The sequence below is a fragment of the Hydrococcus rivularis NIES-593 genome (assembly GCF_001904635.1).
Taxonomy (GTDB): Bacteria; Cyanobacteriota; Cyanobacteriia; order Cyanobacteriales; family Microcystaceae; genus Hydrococcus; species Hydrococcus rivularis.
Map to the genome: position 1 here is coordinate 43,689 of NZ_MRCB01000018.1, position 17,953 is coordinate 61,641.

Sequence of the window (17,953 nt, forward strand, 5' to 3'; positions counted from 1 at the left end):
AAGCAAGGCTGCCATGTACACACAAGTGAACCAATCTAGCCAAAGTCCCTGCCAAATTGCCCCCCAGCCCCCAAATTTGGGGGAGCAAGAGTCACAAATTGATTCTCAAAGCCCCCAGAATTGGGGGTTTGGGGGCTTCGATTTTAAGCAAATCGATAGACAGATCGACTTGTGTGTACACCGTAACTAAAACAAGGAGGAGCAACGATGCATTTTTGGAAAGAAGAATGGAAACCCCTTGCCCTGATTGTGGCAGTTTTTCTGGTCTGTTTTTACCTGCCCGTAGAAGCGATCGCCAATTCCGAACGGCTGAGAAATGCCTTCTTTGAATCGCTGTATCTGGTGCGCTGGTATGCTCGAGAACACGTTTTGCTGTGTCTGATCCCAGCGTTTTTCATTGCCGGAGCGATCGCGGTTTTCATCTCCCAAGAGTCGGTAATGAAGTACCTGGGAGCCAGGGCAAACAAGGTACTCGCCTATGGCGTAGCCTCGATTTCGGGAACGATTTTAGCGGTCTGTTCCTGTACCGTACTGCCGTTGTTTGCCGGAATTTATCGCATGGGTGCGGGATTGGGACCCGCCACCGCCTTTCTCTATTCTGGTCCGGCGATTAACATCTTGGCAATCATTCTCACGGCGCGGGTATTAGGGCTGAAACTGGGGATCGCCAGAGCAGTCGGGGCAATTCTCTTCAGCATTATCATTGGCTTGGCAATGGCGTTCATTTTCCGCAAGGAAGAACTGGAGAAAATCGAAGCCCAAGCGGGAATGCCAGAACCCGAAGTAGCTCGCCCTCTGTGGCAAAACGTGCTATTCTTTGCCGTCTTGGTGGGCATTTTGGTGTTTGCTAACTGGGCAAAACCTGGCGCACCTGTAGGACTCTGGGCTAGCATCTATGCAGTTAAGTGGTTAATTACAGGGTTATTGGCGATCGCTCTAGCAGCAATCCTCATCTTCTGGTTTCAGTTAAATGCCGGTAAGGTTATCTTAATCGCAGGCGTTACCGCGATTCTTGCCCTGCGCTTTTCCCAGGAGCCACTGATTCCCTTTGCTGCCGGAGTTGTCGGTCTTTCCTGGCTCACCAGCACCAACAAAGACGAAGCCGGGGAATGGTTTTCCTCTTCCTGGGACTTTGCCAAGCAGATTTTGCCCCTTTTACTGATGGGAGTGCTGGTGGCGGGAGCATTGCTCGGTCGTCCCGGTCACGAAGCCTTGATTCCTTCAGAATGGGTAACGCTGGCAGTTGGCGGGAACTCGCTGCTGTCTAACTTCTTCGCTGCTTTCGCGGGAGCCTTCATGTACTTTGCCACCCTCACAGAAGTTCCCATCCTCCAAGGGTTGATTGGCAGTGGCATGGGGCAGGGTCCAGCCCTGGCACTTTTGTTGGCGGGTCCGGCGCTGTCGCTGCCGAATATGCTGGTCATCCGCAGCATCATGGGAACGCAGAAAACCGTCGTCTTTATCTCGTTAGTCGTCGTCATGGCAACGATTACAGGGATGGCTTACGGGGCTATCTGGGGCTAGAAACAGTTAGCTAAAATCTCGTAAAATCTCTTATAATCTCTAACTCTGGAAAACAGATTTGTCAAGATTGAAGCAGCAGCTAACTTGCTAGGCGTATCAGTAGAAACGTTGCGTAAGTGGGCAAAGACAGGTGAGTTACTACCAGATAGGAAAACTAAAGGTGGTACTCGCTTTTATGATGCTGCGAAACTCTTGGCTCTTGGCGATGGAGATTCGCCTACTGTATGTTATGCGAGAGTTAGTAGTTCTGACCAGAGATCTGACCTAGATAGACAGCAAACAATGTTGGAGACATATTGTGCTGCTAAAGGTTGGAAATCAGAAGTTATTACTGAAGAAGGTGACAAACTGTTTGAGGAAACCAAGAAAAATGTTGAGCTTTAAGACTGAATTACAACTAAATAACAAACAACAGTCAAAAATGGCTCAACACGCTGGTTGTGCTAGATTCGCCTTCAACTGGGGACTAGCTGTTACTAAAGAAATTCTCGACCACAATAAAACTAATCCAGACATTCCCAACAGCTATTGACCTTCATAAAAGATTTGTGGCTGAGGTTAAATCAGTTAACCAATGGCTTTATAAGTCATCTAAATGCGCTCCACAGCAAGCTCTACGAGACCTTAGATTAGCTTGGGATAGATGTTTTAAAAAGATAGCTAAACCGCCTAAATTCAAGAAGAAGTATCGCAAAGATGGCTTTTATCTTGAAGGTTCTATCAAGGTTGAGTCTAACCGTATTCGATTACCTGTAATAGGTTGGGTCAAGACTTATGAGACCTTACCAACTGGAATTATTAAGAATGTTAGACTAACTCGTCAAGCTAACCGTTGGTTTGTTGCTTTCAAGCTTGACCATACACCACCAGTACCTATTAAAACAAGTAACGTCATAGGTATTGACTTAGGTGTTAAGTCATTGGCTGTATGCTCCGACGGAACTACTTTTGAAAACCCTAGAGCGTATAGAAGATTAAAGCGGAAGCTAGCTAAGTTACAACGCACCTTTAGTCGTAAGGTTAAAGGCTCTAACAATCGTAAGAAAGCTGGTTTGGCTGTTGCTAAACTTCACTATCGAATTAGTTGCATTCGTAAAGACACCATTCATCAACTCACATCATGGTTAACCAAGAACCACGGAACCATAGTTATTGAGGATTTGAATGTTAGCGGAATGCTTAGAAACCATCGCTTAGCTAATGCAATAGCTGATAGTGGTTTATCTGAATGTCGTCGTCAACTGGAATATAAATCTAAGTTGTATGACACGAAATTAATCATAGCTGATAGATACTATCCTTCTAGTCAGTTGTGTTCTAGATGTGGGCATCGTCAGAAGATGCCTCTCCAAGAACGTATATTCAATTGTCAAAAGTGTGAGATGAGCTTAGACCGCGACTTCAACGCAAGTCTTAACCTAGCATCTCTGGCGGTAAGCTCTACCGTCATCGCTTGTGGAGCAGTACACAAACCTTCAACCCAGGTTGAAGGACTGTTGAGAAACAAGAATGAGACAGATAGTTACAGATTAGTGTGATTATCATAGGTTCTCAAGAGCGGTTGAGAAGTTAAGATGAGACTCAAGGTTATGCTCCCAACGAAAATTCTGGTGGATGAAGAAGTCACCAAAATCATTGCAGAGGCGGAAAACGGTTCCTTTTGCCTGCTACCCCATCACATTGACTGGGTTAGCGCTTTGGTTCCGGGGCTGCTATCCTTTGTTTCTGTTCGGGGACAGGAAAAATTTCTCGCTGTGGACGAAGGCATTCTGGTAAAGTGCGGCACCCAAGTGCTAGTATCAACTCGACAGGCAGTGCTGGGCGACAATCTAGGAACGTTGCGGGACACGGTTGCCAGCCAGTTTCGCGCGATCGACGAGCGAGAAAAGTTAGCTCGTTCGGCTCTGGCAAAACTCGAAGCCAGCGTTATCCGGCACTTTATCGAGCTAGAGGAATGATGGACGATCCTGAAGTTCCCAAAAACCGACACCAACTCCAGAGAGACTTTACCCACAAGGTAGGAGTCAAGGAGAAGCACAAGCTGAGAGCTAGGCGAGAAAAGAGCAAGAGCGTCTGGTTTGGGTTGGGTCTGCTGGGACTGATCGGCTGGTCGGTAGTCGTGCCGACTTTGCTGGGAGTGGCGCTAGGAATTTGGCTCGATAGGCGAATGCCCAGTCGCTTTTCTTGGACGCTGACGCTCATGTTTGCGGGGTTAATTCTGGGCTGTCTGAATGCTTGGCAGTGGGTAACTCGCGAGCAGGCATCGATACAGCGAACTGACGAGGAGGACAGACAAGATAATGAATGAACTTTTTCCCTTAACTTTTGCTCTAGCAGCAGGGAGCGGACTGGGTTTATTTTACTTCGGCGGTTTGTGGCTGACGGTAAAGCAGTTGCCAACGACGCGCCATCCGATCGCTTGGACGCTAGGCAGTCTTTTGGTACGGCTGGGCGTTGTCCTGGTCGGCTTTTATCTGATTATGGGCAGCCATTGGGAACGACTCTTGGCTTGCCTGCTGACTTTCCTGTGGGTGCGAAACTTAATGATACGCCGCTTGCAGGTTAAAGGACGCAAGGTCTCTGTTCTCGGTCGTCCCAGGTAAAACGATGCAGATTACTCCCGATGCGATAATTATCTGGCAATGGGGAGCGGTGAAGTTGAATGCCACGCTGCTATTTACTTGGCTGGTGATGGTTCTGTTGGTATTTGGCTCTTGGCTGATAACGCGCCGACTATCTAATGGCGATCGCCGGAGGCGCACCTGCGGTGAGCGCTTGTCGCGGGGACAAAATCTCCTGGAAGTTTTGGTAGAAGGGATTAGAGAGCAAATTCGTCAAATCGGCTTGTCCGATCCAGATCCTTATTTGCCCTTTCTCGGCACGCTTTTTATTTTCATTGCTGCCTGCAATATTTTGAGTATCGTACCCGGCTATCAACCGCCAACGGGTTCGATTTCTACTACGGCAGCCCTGGCAATCTGCGTCTTCGTTGCCGTTCCTTTTTATGGCATTCGCCGACAGGGGTTGGTCAGATACTTAAAACAGTATTTAGAGCCGAGTCCCTTGATGTTACCCTTTAATATTATTGGAGAGTTGTCGCGCACCCTGGCACTGGCAGTGCGGCTCTTCGGCAACGTGATGAGCGGTTCGACTGTCGCGGCGATCTTGCTATCCCTCACGCCACTATTTTTCCCGATTCTCATGCAGGCATTGGGATTGTTAACCGGAGTGCTGCAAGCTTATATTTTTTCCGTCCTCGCCTGCGTGTACATTGCCGCAGCCAGCCAGGTACAGGATGAAACGGGACGGCGATTGCCCTCCGGGCAGCGCCCTCAAGGGCGATCGCGCCAGCCTTCTCAATAAAAATATATCGCATGGATAATATTAGTCTGATCGGAATGGTATCGATTTTTACAGCCGGATTGACGATGGCGGTCGGTTCGGTGGGACCCGCCCTGGGAGAAGCGAGGGCAGTCGCCCAGGCATTGATTTCTCTGGCGCAGCAGCCCGATGAAGCCAATACTATCACTCGCACCTTGTTTGTCGGCGTAGCCTTTATCGAAACAACTGGGATTTACTGCTTCGTCATCAGCCTGATTTTAATTTTTGCCAATCCCTTCTGGAATTACGTGACGACTAAGGCGGGAGGCTGATCCGTGCAAATCGACTGGTTTACCCTTGTCGCCCAGATCGTCAATTTTCTGATTTTGCTGGCACTGCTCAAGCGCTTTCTCTACGGTCCGATCGTGCGAGCGATGGAGCGACGGGAGCAAAAAATCGCTGGCTACATGCAAGAAGCGCGAGAGAAAGTACGAATTGCCGAACAAGAAAGCGATCGCTATCGCCAACTGCAACAGGCGTTGGTCGAACAGCGAGAAGCCGCGATCGCCCAAATGAAAGCCGAAGTAGAGCAAATGCGAGAGGTTTTGTTACAAAATGTCCGCGACGAAGTAAATGCCATGCAATCTCGCTGGCACGAGGCGATCCAACGCCAGCAAAGTGCTTTTCTGCGAGAGTTGCGCTATCGATCGCTTCAGGAGATTCAGACTGCAATCCGCCAAGCCTTGCGGGACTTAGCCGATGCCGATCTAGAGCAACAGGCGATCGCGGTTTTCCTACGGCGCATCCAGAAACTGACTGGGGAAGAGCGACAGGCGCTTTGTAGCGTTGCTTCTCCCAGAAACCACAATGCCCCGGAGGTAGTGGTAGCAAGTAGTTTTGCGCTCCCGGAAGCCTTGCGACAGGATATTGCCCAGGTATTGCGGGAACAGCTACCTAACGATGTCAGGCTGCGGTTTGAGACGACGGAGGACTTAATCTGCGGCATCGAGCTAAGATCGGCAGGTTGCAAGCTTGCCTGGAGTCTGGAGAATTACTTAGCTAGCTTGGAAAATAACTTGTCTGCTGTTTTTGCCCAAAAGACTGACAAGAAAATTAGGGAAATCATGAAGTAATGCTCGCCATTGACCTACTCTCCTCATCTGTAGCAAGATTAAAGAGAAACGATATAATACCAATTTTTATGTTTTCGCGATCGACATTCTTCACCCCTCTCCCTATTTGGGAGAGGGGTTGGGGGTGAGGGCGATCGACTATCTCTATCATTAATGAATGAAAAATGGGATAAGATGTTTTGCTTCGCTATCGCTACTCTCAACATGACGAAGTGCAAGATATCTCTCTTGTCTGCCTTCTTTATTTTTTTTTAAAACAGCCTCCGATCGTATCAAATCTGGTTGAACGACCACAATAACAAGTCCCGCTCGCGACTCCTGTTGGTCGCACTACGTATTATGACTAATTAAACAGATTTGATATTATTAAGTGGTTACTTGGCTCGATCGCAGCACGGTTAGGTGTAAATCTTTTCGATTTTTAGAATTGAGAAATTTACGCTGCAATTCTTTCCATTCTTGCCATTTATGGTAGCGAATGTCTGCTAGTTTCTCAGTAAGAGTTGGCATTTTAGTAGAATAATCTTTTTCAAATACTTCGGTGATAAACTCTGCTAAAATAAAACTATCTTGCATATCGCCAAGCACAGTTTGTAAATCTTTGATATCTTTGACATAATTTTGATAAGCGTCGCTATAAAACTGGGTAAATAGTTCCATGTTATAGCGCGATCGCTTGGCTTCTTTTCTCAAATCATGAAGCATTGTACCTTGACGATTTAAAATTTCTTCTACTTGTTTCTTGTCCCATTCATCAGGAAATTTAACTTCTCCCTCTTGAAATTTTATCCCTACTAACCAACCTGGATTCAGTAGCAATTTGCTAATTTGAGGCAACAAGAGATCGGGTAAAATGTTATTGATATCAATCTCGGCAATTTCTTGATAGGTAGGATTTTCTAACCAATTTTGAAAAGCTTCTTTGAGGTTAATATAAATTCGATCTTCTAAAATTTCTCTAACTTGTTTGAAAGTAGATTTTCGTTGCTTGGTCAAAACCTCTAAGGCTTTGTCTAGTTGTTTTTTTTCGTTTTGGGGTAAATCCGACTGATACCAATGTTTGAGAATATCTCCTAAAACATCAATGTCTCGCAATTTTCCTAGGATTCGCGCGACTTGACCGACCTTTTTTTCATCTGCATTTTTAGGGAAATTTAAAGCGGGAGAAAATCCAACGATCGCGCTTCTCAAGCGTCGCATTCCTACCCGCATTTGATGTAATTCTTCTGGATCTTTGTCTTTGAGAACTTCATTTTCGTGTTTGAGGATTTTATTAAAGTGTTTAGCGATCGCTAAATATGCCCAGTCGCCAAAAGTTTTTGCTTCGCGATCTAAATATTTTTTCATTATCTAACCATCAATTGAATCGATTTACCGAGCAAAACTATAAATTGTTTGCCGTTCTAATTGAGAACAAAGTTCGGAAGGTTTTTGAGTGAGAGAAAAAGTATGTCGGTCTAACTTGACTTGTAATCCCATCATGGGATCGTCTCCTGAAGAAATTAGAAATTCAAGACGTTTAATGTGCTTCCAGGTGACTAAATCGTCCAAAATATTGTTAATTGCTTGTACGTAGGGATGACGGCTATTTTTGTACCAATTTGGGGCGACGAGATTAGCGCGATCGAAACCTAAGTGAAAAATAAGAGAAGGATTGCCAAACAGCGCGATCGCGACTGGTCTGACTTCTTCTTGTAGCACCAACTGCGCCGATTGGCTTAAATAGCGCAATTTTTCTAGCCTTTCATACCGTTGTGCGATCGATCGCACTTCCGGTTCCCACTCGATCGCTACTGTAATTAGATAAGTTTGCAATAGCAAATGACCTAACTTTTGGGCTTTGGTAGCTAAATAACCAGAATTATAATCATTTGCCTCAATTAGTAGGGGCACTCGTTCTACCACTTCCAACCCATACCCCTTTAACCCGGCAATTTTTCGAGGATTATTGGTGATCAGGCGAATTTTTTTCACGCCCAGATCGTTGAGCATTTGCGCCCCCATACCATAATCGCGCAAATCTGCCGGAAAGCCGAGGCGTTCGTTAGCCTCCACCGTATCTAAACCCAAATCTTGCAGGGAATACGCCTTCAGCTTATTAATCAAACCAATGCCGCGTCCTTCCTGCCGCAGATAAACGACTACGCCCAAACCAGCATTCTCGATCATTTTTAGGGCGGCGTGTAATTGCATGCGACAGTCGCAGCGCAGCGATCCCAAAGCATCGCCCGTCAAACATTCCGAGTGCATCCGCACCATTACCGGATGGTCTTGAAATTGAGACGGATCGCCTTTGACGATCGCAACGTGTTCCGTCCCATCTAGGGTATTGCGATAGGCATAAAGCACGAAAGTGCCGAACTGAGTGGGAAATTGACACACCGCTTCTCGATAGACAAAGCGATCGTATTTGAGACGATAGCTAATTAAATCGGCAATGCTAATCAGCTTTAGATCGTGCTTCTTGGCATACTCGAATAGCTGGGGCAATCGCGCCATCGAACCGTCGGAGTTTTGGATTTCGCAGATGACTCCTGCCGGGTACAGCCCCGCCAGTCTTGCCAAATCCACTGCTGCTTCGGTATGTCCTGCCCGTTTCAGGACGCCCCCTTCCTTAGCACGGATGGGAAAGATATGACCGGGACGAGTCAGATCTTCTGGGCGCGTTGCCGGATTGATAGCTACTTGAATGGTGCGGGCGCGGTCTTCTGCCGAAATTCCCGTAGATACACCCAAATGAGGGGCAGCGTCGATACTGACGGTAAAGGCGGTTTGATTGCTATCGGTATTTTTGGTAACCATCAGGGGTAAGTCTAGTTGGTCTAGACGTTCTCCCGTCATCGCCAGACAGATCAGTCCCCGCGCTTCCACTGCCATAAAATTGATCGTCTGCGGCGTGGCGAACTGGGCAGCACAGATGAGATCGCCTTCGTTCTCTCGGTTTTCGTCGTCAACAACGACAACCATACGCCCCGCTTTGATGTCTGCGATCGCTGCGTCGATGGGGTCGAATTCAATTGGGACGTTTTGAAGCGCTTCCACTATTAGTCAATTGTCAGTTATCAGTTATCAGTTTTAGAAAGCAGGAGAGTTAACAATGGGCCTGCTATACCAAAAACTGAGGGTTGTTCGAGATTTCTACCTCTGATTGTAGCTCTAGGAGGCGTATCAATTAGTAGAGAGTCGCAAACATTGAGATGAAAAAAGCGCAGTGACAAACGTCACAGGGAGTTAGTGTCGCTTCTCGTTGGCAAATCGCTTTTGAGGCAAGAAACTGGTCGAATACCCCAAATTTACCAAGCGTTCTTATACCATTTTGGATGAAAGGATTGGGAAACCCTTTCTACGATTGAATTGTGTAAATTCATCTGTCGCCTTCTTATTTCAAATTGGTATTACTTGCGCCAAGATCGCTAAACTTTATTAAAAAATTTCGATTTTAAGTTTTGATTTGATACTAAAATGCAGCCAACGCTAAACTATATGGGCGGTGACTAGGAAGTCGGAACTATGAGGGATTCAGACAAAATAGCAGTAGGAATTATCGGGGCTTCTGGATACGGTGGCGTGCAACTGGTGCGGCTGTTGCTAGATCATCCCAAGGTAGAAATTGTCTATCTTGGGGGCGATAGCAGTGCTGGGAAGCCGTATTCCGAACTTTATCCCCATCTCGGTCACTGCTTCAATTTAACCATCGAGCCGATCGATTTGGATAAGGTTACTTCTCGCTGCCAGGTTGTCTTTCTTGGTTTACCTAATGGTCTTGCTTGCGAGATAGCGCCTACGCTGATCGAAAAAGGCTGTAAAGTCTTGGATTTATCGGCTGACTACCGTTTTAGCAATTTGGAAACCTATAGCGCTTGGTACAAAAAAGAACGCAGCGATCGCGCTACGGCAGCTATGGCAGTTTATGGCTTACCAGAATTATATCGAGACGAAATTCGACAAGCGCAATTGATTGGCTGTCCCGGTTGTTATCCCACTGCCAGTCTTCTAGCATTAGCTCCTTTGCTCAAACAGGGGCTAATCGTCCCAGAAACGGCAATTATCGACGCTAAATCGGGCACTTCTGGCGGCGGTCGTCAGGCAAAAACGAATTTATTGCTAGCAGAAGCCGATAATTCTCTGGGGGCTTATGGTGTGACCAAGCACCGCCATACCCCAGAAATCGAGCAAATTTGCAGCGAGTTAGCCGGACACGAGATCAGAGTCCAGTTTACTCCCCATCTAATTCCGATGGTGCGGGGCATTCTGTCAACCGTCTATGCGACGATGCGAGATCCGGGATTGGTTCGAGAAGATCTGATTACGATCTATACTGCCTTATACCGCTCGTCTCCCTTTATCAAAGTATTGCCCACTGGGGTATATCCTCAAACTAAGTGGGCTTGCGGGACAAATCTCTGTTACATCGGCATTGAAGTCGATCCCCGCACCGATCGCGTCATTGTTTTGTCTGCTATTGACAATTTAATTAAGGGTCAGTCGGGACAAGCGATACAATGCTTGAACTTAATGATGGGGTGGCAGGAAACTCTGGGCTTGCCTCAGCTCAGTTTTTATCCCTAATGCAAGCGAAAAAAACGTTGAGCGAAACAATTGCTAATGGCTTCAATTGAACTTTAACTGGTTCACTTTTCATGACAAACCCAAAAACTCGTTACTTTTGGGATTAAGATAGAAGCAAAGTTAATTAACACAAAAACGATTGGGTTAAAGGTCGGTTAAATTCCTATGAATTTAGCGAGAATCTGGACGATTGCCAATAATGGATTTAGAGAGACAATTCGCGATCGCATATTCTATTTTGTGGGATTTTTTGCTCTGCTGCTCGCGATCGCCCTCCGTTTGTTGCCAGAAATTTCTGTCGGCACCCACGAAAAAATTTTCCTAGATTTGGGACTCGGTGCTATGGCACTTTTGGGTGCTATTGTCGCTATCTTCGTTGGTACGGGACTAATCAACAAAGAAATTGAAAAGCGTACCGTCCTAGTGTTGATTCCAAAACCTCTTAGTCGAGCAGAATTAATTCTTGGCAAACACCTGGGACTATCTGCTGTATTGACTGTCATGTTAGCCATCATGACAGTTATTTATTTAGCGCTTTTGAGCCTATCGAAAATTTCCTATGCTTTAAACACGATTCTGGTATCTCAACTGTTTTTATTAGTTGAATTAGCGTTACTGATTGCCGTTGCCATACTTTTTGGCACTTTTACCAGTTCGATTTTGGCAACGCTTTTTAGCTTCGGCATCTATTTAATGGGACATATTAGCAGTAATTTACTCAAACTCGGTGCCTTGAGTAAAAATGCCACAGTAGAATCGATTACTAAAGCGATTTACTTAATTTTGCCAGATCTTGAGCGATTAAACCTCAAAAATCAAGCTGTATATGGCTTGTTGCCCAGTTCTGAAGAACTGGTTAGTAACGCCGCATACGGAATTTTGTATGCAGCACTCCTTTTATCAATTGCAATCTTGATATTTTCCAGACGAGAATTTTAAAGTAAGACTCTCTTGCTTAAGGCTCCAGAATACTCTAAATTACATAGCGGAAGAATAAGAACTTGTGAAAATGAAATTCCCGATCGCGCTTCCAAAAACTTCATCAAAACTTTATCTTTGACTTAGAAAAGACTAAAATGCAAGCGGCTCCAATTGAGAAAAAATCTAAAAGTTACTCGCCAGATGAAGCAACACAAGACCCCCAAGGTTTAGACGAACCCCTTCAAAGTCTAGTCAATTTATTAAATGAAACCTTTGAGGTTAGTTACTGTTTGATGTTGTGTTTTGATGGCGAGAAAAATAGTAAACTTTGCTACCGCTCGCAAACAACATTCGTATCGGACAACTTGCTCGATCTCTCCTATAGGATTGTAGACGATTATCAACCGATACTTCTCCAAGGCAGACCGATCGTTTTTTACGATCGCGATTGCCTGTTTCCTTTATTCGTGCAACATCCCGTTAAAACGGAGCGAATTCGTTCGCTTTTACTCGTTCCCATCATCTATCAGTATTCCTATTTAGGAGAAATTTTTCTCTATTCGTGCGATCGCGATCGTCAATGGAGCGAACATCAATTAGAGTTAGTACGCCTTCTAGTCGAGCAATGCGCGATCGAAATCGTTCAATCCCAATTAAAGCGGCAAATCCAACAGCAGAAATCACGACAAAAATTACTTTGGCAAATCGAGCGAAAACTAAACTCTAATCTCGCTCCAGAAATCGCCATAGCAGAAACGCTTGCCCTAGTCGGTGAAAACTTTCAGGTCGATCGCGTCGTTCTTTTCCGACTAGATGAAAAGACCAGTCAAATTGAAAAAGAATGGTGCAGTAGCGATAAAATTCCTCTTCTATCAACTTTAAACATATCTCTGTGGGAAGAATTGAGAATACTGACTTTTAAAAAACGAGGCAAAGTCAGCCAATTTGATTGCAAGTTAAACGAACTAATAGTTTCTTTCGCCAACGTTCCTATTTTTATTAAAGAACAACTTTTTGGATGTTTAGCCTTACAACAATCGATTTCTAGAAAAACTTTTACGCTTGAAGAAATTAATATTCTGAAATCTATTGCCGAACAAATTGCGATCGCTCTCTATATCGCTCAAACTCAAAAAAACCTGAAAAAACTAGAAGAACGCGCTAAAAACCTAGAATTAGAAAAGCAACAATCTGAAGCTGCCAATCAAGCAAAAAGTGAATTTCTCTCTCATATCAATCACGAGCTACGCACGCCTTTAACAGGAATTTTAGGCTTTGCTCGCATGTTAAAAGATGAAATTTATGGGTCTCTCAATCCAAAACAGCAGCAATACGTAAGTGCTATTGCCTCTTCTGGGGAACACTTATTGTCTTTAGTCAATGATTTCTTAGATATTGCAAAAATTGAAGCCAATCGCGAAGAACTTTTTCTAGAAACATTACCAGTTGAGGACTTGTGTATCGCTTCCCTCTCTATGGTAGAATCGCGAGCAAGAGAACAAGGGTTAGACTTGCGACTAGAAATCTGCCCCGGCGTCGATTTTTGCCATGCCGATCGCCGTCGCATCAAGCAGATTTTAGTCAACCTACTTTCTAATGCCATCAAGTTCACTGAAGTCGGTTCGGTTACGCTCAAAGTTCAGCGCCAAGAAAATAGGCTGGAGTTTTGCGTAATCGACACTGGTATTGGGATCGAACCAGCCGATCGAGAAAAGCTATTTCAACCGTTTCAACAAATTAACAATCCTTTGAGTCGCAAGCATAAAGGCACTGGTTTAGGATTAACCCTTTCCCGCAAGCTGGCGCAACTCCATAACGGCGATATTACCCTAGTTTCAGAAGAAGGTAAAGGAAGCTGCTTTACCTTGCATTTGCCGATTTAAGTGTCGGTTAGTAATTAGTAATTAGTTATTAGCCATTGGTTTCGACGAAAGAGATAAGATCGATTTATAAATACCAACTAACTGCCGGCCAATCTAAAATGCTCGAACAAAAGTTAGCACGACTCAAAGCCATTTTTGCTGAAATGGATCGGGCTTTAATCGCATATTCTGGGGGCATCGATAGCAGCTTGGTTGCTAAAGTTGCCTACGATGTCTTGGGCGATCGCGCTTTAGCCATAACCGCAGTTTCTCCCTCCCTGCTGCCAGAAGAACTAGATGACGCGCAAATTCAGGCAGATGAAATTGGCATTCGCCACGAGTTGGTAGAAACCCACGAAATAGAAAATCCCAACTACACTGCCAACCCCGTCAACCGTTGCTACTTTTGTAAAAGCGAACTCCACGACACCCTAAAACCGCTTGCCCTAGAGCGAGGCTATCCCTACGTCGTCGATGGAGTCAATGCAGACGACCTCAAAGACTATCGACCGGGAATCCAGGCAGCAAAAGAAAGAGGTGCGCGATCGCCCCTAGCAGAAGCAGGGATCGCTAAAGCAGAAGTTCGTCAACTGTCTAAACAATTGGGATTGTCTTGGTGGGACAAACCCGCCCAACCCTGTCTTAGTTCGCGTTTCCCCTATGGCGAAGAAATCACCATTGCCAAACTGCAACGAGTCGGTCGAGCAGAAGTTTATTTGCGCAAGTTAGGCTGGAAGAATCTGCGCGTTCGTTCCGAAGGCGATACCGCCCGAATAGAATTACTGCCAGAGCAAATTAAAGAGTTTGTTTTCACTACCGACTTACCTCAACTGGTATCGACTTTTCAAAGCTATGGATTTGTCTACGTTACCCTAGACTTGGAAGGTTATCGCAGTGGCAAGCTCAATCAAGTTCTTAATCCCTCCGTTCTTCAGTCGGCTACCCATCAGGTCGTTAGTGGTTAGTAGAAAGTAGAAATACTATCCACTAACAATGAATGACTAATAACGAATTTTAAATAATATGATAATCGACCTTAGAAGCGACACGATTACCAAACCCACCCCCGCCATGCGCGAAGCAATGGCGAAGGCAGAAGTTGGGGATGATGTCTTTGGCGACGATCCAACAGTTAATGCCCTAGAAGCCTACGTCGCCGAACTCTTGGGCAAAGAAGAAGCGGTTTATATGCCCTCTGGCACCATGACCAATCAAGTCGCCTTGCGAGTTCATACCGAACCGGGCGATGAGGTTATTCTGGAGTCTGAAGCCCATATTTACTACTATGAAGGTGGTGCGCCAGCCGCATTGTCGGGGGTAATGTGTCGGTTAATTAAGGGCAATGAAGGGATCTTTTCGGCAACTGATGTAGAAAGGGTGTTGCGTCCCGACAACTATCACTTTCCCAAGACCAAGTTGGTGTGTCTGGAAAATACGCACAATCGCGGCGGAGGGCGGATTTTTCCCTTATCCGAGATTGAAGCGATCGCTCGCATTTGTCAAGAGCGCAATCTCAAGCTGCACCTCGACGGAGCGCGCTTGTGGAATGCCTGCGCGGCAACAAGTATCTCAGAAGCCGATTATGCCAAGCCATTCGATACCGTCAGCATCTGTTTCTCAAAAGGATTGGGAGCGCCCGTAGGTTCGGCATTGGTAGGTTCTCAAGAGTTAATGAAACGAGCGCGGCGGTTTTGCAAGATGTTTGGCGGCGGGATGCGGCAGGCAGGGATTATTGCGGCGGGGGCATTGTACGCGCTAAAACACCATCGAGAACGATTGCTAGAAGACCACCTTAACGCCAAGATTTTGGCAAAGGGATTGCAACAAATCGATGGAATTGCGATCGATCCCGAAGACGTGCAAACCAATATTGTTATTTTTCAAACTAAAGCGATTCCAGCACAAACCTTAGCCCAGAAGCTTCAAGAGAAGGGAGTCGCACTTTTGGCCATTGGTTCGCACTCGCTGCGAGCCGTTACGAACTTGATGGTGACTCAGGAGCAAATTCAAGCCGTTCCCGAATTGGTTGAAGCAGCCATGCGATCCTAATTAATAATTAGTATCATCAAAATTGCGCGATCGCCTCGGCACCTGCGACAATTTCCAGGATCTCTTGAGTAATTGCCGTCTGACGCTCGTGCTGAAATTGAGCGTTCAATCGTGCCAGTCGCTCTTCGATGTTTTGCTCGGCTACCTGCATCGAGGCAAGACGGCTAGCATTCTCACTCTTGAGAGACTCGGCGAAGGCGCGATACAAGCAGACAAAGAAATATTGGCGGATTAGCGCAGCCAATAACTGAGTCCAGTCCATCGTAAAGGTAGGTAGGGTACGGGAGTGCCATCGCTCCTGCTGCAAATGCTCCAACCAGGCGCGATCGAGGGGGAATAAATGATGGAGGTGAGGTTCGCAAGCGGTGTTAGAGCGAGGCTGGTTGTAGAGGAGGACAATAGGACCGATTTGCTCTTGGGAGCGCCAGGCTTCGAGGTATAGTAACAGTTCTTGAACCATTGGGGTAATGCCTGCCAGAGAACTGGGCATGGGAAAACTAGCAGCGATCGCCACTCCCCGCGCTTCTAGAGGCGCAACGATCCGAGTACCGACGACTATGACAGTTCGCTCCGCTGGCTGGGGAGCGAGATGGTTGAGGCAATCGACGCTGTAGCGGGCAATTTGTTCGTTGAACTGACCGCACATTCCCCGATCCGAACCAAAGACGATCGCGCCCAATCGCTGGTGCTTTTCGGCTGCCGCCCAGTCAATCCCTTTGAAGCCAGCATTTTCCGCCCGGGCGCGTTCTTTCAGTACCACTTGCAGTCCCAAATCGATGGTACGGGAGTATTCGGCTAAAGATTCTACCGCTCGCTCGTACTGGCGAATGCTGGCAGCCGCCAGGACTTTCATCGTCTTAACCACGGATTGAAGTTCTCGGGCGATCGCGATCTGGCGCTGGAACGACTCAAGGGCGGTCATAAGTACCTGTGCAAAATTAATTTAACCTTGCGAAGGCAGGCATGCATGCAAGAAGCAAGAGGCAAAAAAGGTAAATAATTTTACCTACCTACATCGCAGTATCATTCTACACACTCAAACCAGTATAGTTGCGAATCGCTTGCTTGACGATGCGGACGAGGCGATCGCGCTCCTTTTCCGTTAGCGTTTCTCCCGACTCGATGCGATCGCACAGGGCTGGCAACTCCTTCCTTACGGTCGTACAGACGGCTTTTTCCGCCGTCCTAATTCGTTCGATTGGTAGTTCGTCAAATGTCCCTGCCGTCACCGCCAGCAAAACGGCAATCTGATCGGCTACTGGCATTGGTTCGTATTGATTCTGTTTGAGGATTTCCCGCACGCGGCGACCTCTTTCGAGGGTTTGGCGAGTCGCTTCATCCAAGCGAGTGCCAAAGCGGGAGAAGATTTCCAACTCTTCAAACTGGGAATAGGAGAGGCGCAAATCCCCAGCAACAGCTCGATAGGCGCTTAACTGGGTTTTTCCTCCGACCCGCGATACTGATTTGCCGACATCGACGGCAGGTAATATGCCTTTTTGAAATAAAGTGGGGGAGAGATAAATCTGTCCGTCGGTAATCGAAATAAGATTGGTGGGAATGTAAGCCGCAATATTCTGTGCTTCGGTTTCGACGATGGGCAGGGCGGTTAAAGAACCCCCGCCCCGTTCGGCATTTAAGTGGGTAGCCCGTTCCAACAAGCGGGAATGGATGTAGAAGATATCGCCGGGAAAGGCTTCGCGACCGGGAGGACGGCGCAACAGGAGCGACAGTTCTCGGTAGGCGCGGGCGTGGGCAGTTAAATCGTCGTAGACAATTAAAACATCTCGTCCCTGCTCCAGGAAATATTCTGCCATAGCGGTGGCGGCGTAGGGAGCAACGAATTGGAGTCCTGGCGGTTCTTCTCCGGCGGCAACCACCACCAGGCAATAATCCATCGCCCCGTGCCTTTGCAGGTCGGCGATTAGTTTGGCGACGGCGGAACTGCGCTGTCCGATGGCACAGTAGATGCAGATAACCTCTCGACCTTTTTGGTTGAGGATGGTGTCGAGGGCGATCGCGGTTTTTCCTGTCTGGCGATCGCCTAAAATTAGTTCCCGCTGTCCCCGACCAATGGGAATCAAGGCATCTATGACTTTCAGCCCCGTTTGCAAGGGGACGGTGACGGGAGCGCGATCGCGAATGGCAGGGGCTTCCCGTTCTGCCGGATAGCGTTGCGCCACTCGCACGGTTCCCCGTCCGTCTAGGGGGCGACCCATCGGGTCGATTACCCGCCCCAGCAGCGTCTCGCCTACGGGTACGTCCAGCACCCGTCCGGTACGGCGCACCTCGCATCCGGCTTTCAAGCGATCGCTTTTGTCGAGCAAAATAATGCCCACCTCATCGGGATCGAGGTTGAAGACCATGCCTAGCCCATCGCCACCGAATAGCACGACTTCTTCCGACTGCACCCCGGGCAAACCGGATACGCGGGCAATGCCGTGACCGACCGAGCGAACAATGCCGATTTCCTGGGATTTTAGTTCCATTCTCAGATCTGCCAGGACGCGATCGAAGGTGCTAAAAGTATCATCTAGGAGTAATTGCAGTATGTTGTCATCCGGATTCATTGTGCCT

General features: G+C 47.0%; 17 protein-coding genes and 2 pseudogenes. 14 read left to right on the forward strand and 5 right to left on the reverse strand.

The features are described from left to right. Positions 1-207: 207 nt before the first annotated feature. From NIES593_RS14900 to NIES593_RS14940, 9 genes and pseudogenes are all read left to right on the forward strand, one after another. Positions 208-1,524 (forward strand): permease, encoded by a 1,317-nt coding sequence (locus NIES593_RS14900; RefSeq protein ID WP_073600333.1) that lies wholly within the window; start codon positions 208-210, stop codon positions 1,522-1,524. A gap of 45 nt (positions 1,525-1,569) precedes the next feature. Further along, a pseudogene (locus tag NIES593_RS25615) lies at positions 1,570-1,866 on the forward strand (IS607 family transposase); the annotation flags it as partial. A gap of 28 nt (positions 1,867-1,894) precedes the next feature. Continuing rightward, positions 1,895-3,062, forward strand: a pseudogene (locus tag NIES593_RS14910) (RNA-guided endonuclease InsQ/TnpB family protein). A gap of 36 nt (positions 3,063-3,098) precedes the next feature. Continuing rightward, complete coding sequence (locus NIES593_RS14915) at positions 3,099-3,482, forward strand: F0F1 ATP synthase subunit epsilon (RefSeq protein ID WP_073600335.1); 384 nt, start codon at positions 3,099-3,101, stop codon at positions 3,480-3,482. After that, positions 3,479-3,832 (forward strand): AtpZ/AtpI family protein, encoded by a 354-nt coding sequence (locus NIES593_RS14920; RefSeq protein WP_217651922.1) that lies wholly within the window; start codon positions 3,479-3,481, stop codon positions 3,830-3,832. The genes NIES593_RS14915 and NIES593_RS14920 overlap by 4 nt, the downstream gene beginning before the upstream one ends. Then, the gene (locus NIES593_RS14925; protein WP_073600337.1) at positions 3,825-4,127 is read left to right on the forward strand and encodes an ATP synthase subunit I; all 303 of its coding nucleotides are present in this window, start codon (positions 3,825-3,827) and stop codon (positions 4,125-4,127) included. Before NIES593_RS14920 ends, NIES593_RS14925 begins: the two co-directional genes overlap by 8 nt. 4 nt (positions 4,128-4,131) lie before the next feature. Further along, positions 4,132-4,887, forward strand: a complete 756-nt coding sequence (locus tag NIES593_RS14930; RefSeq protein WP_073600338.1) for a F0F1 ATP synthase subunit A — start codon at positions 4,132-4,134, stop codon at positions 4,885-4,887. Positions 4,888-4,898: 11 nt separating this feature from the next. Further along, on the forward strand, positions 4,899-5,177 hold the full coding sequence (locus NIES593_RS14935; RefSeq protein WP_073600339.1) for a F0F1 ATP synthase subunit C: 279 nt from the start codon (positions 4,899-4,901) through the stop codon (positions 5,175-5,177). Positions 5,178-5,180: 3 nt separating this feature from the next. Further along, positions 5,181-5,978 (forward strand): F0F1 ATP synthase subunit B family protein, encoded by a 798-nt coding sequence (locus NIES593_RS14940; protein WP_073600340.1) that lies wholly within the window; start codon positions 5,181-5,183, stop codon positions 5,976-5,978. On the opposite strand, the gene NIES593_RS24260 is transcribed toward NIES593_RS14940, so the two are convergent. From NIES593_RS24260 to ribBA, 3 genes are all read right to left on the reverse strand, one after another. Beyond that, positions 5,968-6,129: a hypothetical protein gene (locus NIES593_RS24260; protein ID WP_175561146.1), complete on the reverse strand. Its 162-nt coding sequence runs from the start codon at positions 6,127-6,129 to the stop codon at positions 5,968-5,970. The genes NIES593_RS14940 and NIES593_RS24260 overlap by 11 nt on opposite strands. A 215-nt stretch (positions 6,130-6,344) precedes the next feature. Further along, positions 6,345-7,325 (reverse strand): CHAD domain-containing protein, encoded by a 981-nt coding sequence (locus NIES593_RS14945; protein WP_073600341.1) that lies wholly within the window; start codon positions 7,323-7,325, stop codon positions 6,345-6,347. Positions 7,326-7,349: 24 nt separating this feature from the next. Beyond that, positions 7,350-9,020: a bifunctional 3,4-dihydroxy-2-butanone-4-phosphate synthase/GTP cyclohydrolase II gene (gene ribBA, locus NIES593_RS14950; RefSeq protein ID WP_073600342.1), complete on the reverse strand. Its 1,671-nt coding sequence runs from the start codon at positions 9,018-9,020 to the stop codon at positions 7,350-7,352. A gap of 468 nt (positions 9,021-9,488) precedes the next feature. On the opposite strand from ribBA, the gene argC reads away from it, so the two are divergent. From argC to ltaE, 5 genes are all read left to right on the forward strand, one after another. After that, positions 9,489-10,547 (forward strand): N-acetyl-gamma-glutamyl-phosphate reductase, encoded by a 1,059-nt coding sequence (gene argC / locus NIES593_RS14955; RefSeq protein WP_073600343.1) that lies wholly within the window; start codon positions 9,489-9,491, stop codon positions 10,545-10,547. Between the two features lie 165 nt (positions 10,548-10,712). Then, on the forward strand, positions 10,713-11,486 hold the full coding sequence (locus NIES593_RS14960) for an ABC transporter permease (RefSeq protein WP_073600344.1): 774 nt from the start codon (positions 10,713-10,715) through the stop codon (positions 11,484-11,486). 137 nt (positions 11,487-11,623) lie between these two features. Then, complete coding sequence (locus NIES593_RS14970; RefSeq protein WP_083602455.1) at positions 11,624-13,351, forward strand: sensor histidine kinase; 1,728 nt, start codon at positions 11,624-11,626, stop codon at positions 13,349-13,351. A gap of 98 nt (positions 13,352-13,449) precedes the next feature. After that, positions 13,450-14,295 carry an ATP-dependent sacrificial sulfur transferase LarE gene (gene larE, locus NIES593_RS14975; RefSeq protein ID WP_073600345.1) on the forward strand — a complete coding sequence of 282 codons (846 nt, stop codon included), beginning with the start codon at positions 13,450-13,452 and terminating at the stop codon, positions 14,293-14,295. A gap of 58 nt (positions 14,296-14,353) precedes the next feature. Continuing rightward, complete coding sequence (gene ltaE, locus NIES593_RS14980; protein WP_175561147.1) at positions 14,354-15,379, forward strand: low-specificity L-threonine aldolase; 1,026 nt, start codon at positions 14,354-14,356, stop codon at positions 15,377-15,379. 16 nt (positions 15,380-15,395) lie between these two features. Here the strand turns inward: ltaE and NIES593_RS14985 are convergent, their stop codons facing one another. Together NIES593_RS14985 and NIES593_RS14990 are read right to left on the reverse strand one after the other, a co-directional pair. Then, entirely contained in the window at positions 15,396-16,301 is a 906-nt protein-coding gene (locus NIES593_RS14985; RefSeq protein ID WP_073600346.1) for a F0F1 ATP synthase subunit gamma, read from the reverse strand. Positions 16,302-16,407: 106 nt separating this feature from the next. Continuing rightward, positions 16,408-17,946: an alternate F1F0 ATPase, F1 subunit alpha gene (locus NIES593_RS14990; RefSeq protein WP_073600347.1), complete on the reverse strand. Its 1,539-nt coding sequence runs from the start codon at positions 17,944-17,946 to the stop codon at positions 16,408-16,410. Positions 17,947-17,953: the final 7 nt, after the last annotated feature.

Excerpts from the sequence above, each read along its gene's own strand:
- NIES593_RS14900 (WP_073600333.1), top strand. The coding sequence starts at position 208 with ATGCATTTTTGGAAAGAAGAATGGAAACCCCTTGCCCTGATTGTGGCA.
- NIES593_RS14915 (WP_073600335.1), top strand. The coding sequence starts at position 3,099 with ATGAGACTCAAGGTTATGCTCCCAACGAAAATTCTGGTGGATGAAGAA.
- NIES593_RS14920 (WP_217651922.1), top strand. The coding sequence starts at position 3,479 with ATGATGGACGATCCTGAAGTTCCCAAAAACCGACACCAACTCCAGAGA.
- NIES593_RS14925 (WP_073600337.1), top strand. The coding sequence starts at position 3,825 with ATGAATGAACTTTTTCCCTTAACTTTTGCTCTAGCAGCAGGGAGCGGA.
- NIES593_RS14930 (WP_073600338.1), top strand. The coding sequence starts at position 4,132 with ATGCAGATTACTCCCGATGCGATAATTATCTGGCAATGGGGAGCGGTG.
- NIES593_RS14935 (WP_073600339.1), top strand. The coding sequence starts at position 4,899 with ATGGATAATATTAGTCTGATCGGAATGGTATCGATTTTTACAGCCGGA.
- NIES593_RS24260 (WP_175561146.1), bottom strand. The coding sequence starts at position 6,129 with ATGATAGAGATAGTCGATCGCCCTCACCCCCAACCCCTCTCCCAAATA.
- NIES593_RS14945 (WP_073600341.1), bottom strand. The coding sequence starts at position 7,325 with ATGAAAAAATATTTAGATCGCGAAGCAAAAACTTTTGGCGACTGGGCA.
- argC (WP_073600343.1), top strand. The coding sequence starts at position 9,489 with ATGAGGGATTCAGACAAAATAGCAGTAGGAATTATCGGGGCTTCTGGA.
- NIES593_RS14960 (WP_073600344.1), top strand. The coding sequence starts at position 10,713 with ATGAATTTAGCGAGAATCTGGACGATTGCCAATAATGGATTTAGAGAG.
- NIES593_RS14970 (WP_083602455.1), top strand. The coding sequence starts at position 11,624 with ATGCAAGCGGCTCCAATTGAGAAAAAATCTAAAAGTTACTCGCCAGAT.
- larE (WP_073600345.1), top strand. The coding sequence starts at position 13,450 with ATGCTCGAACAAAAGTTAGCACGACTCAAAGCCATTTTTGCTGAAATG.
- ltaE (WP_175561147.1), top strand. The coding sequence starts at position 14,354 with ATGATAATCGACCTTAGAAGCGACACGATTACCAAACCCACCCCCGCC.
- NIES593_RS14985 (WP_073600346.1), bottom strand. The coding sequence starts at position 16,301 with ATGACCGCCCTTGAGTCGTTCCAGCGCCAGATCGCGATCGCCCGAGAA.
- NIES593_RS14990 (WP_073600347.1), bottom strand. The coding sequence starts at position 17,946 with ATGAATCCGGATGACAACATACTGCAATTACTCCTAGATGATACTTTT.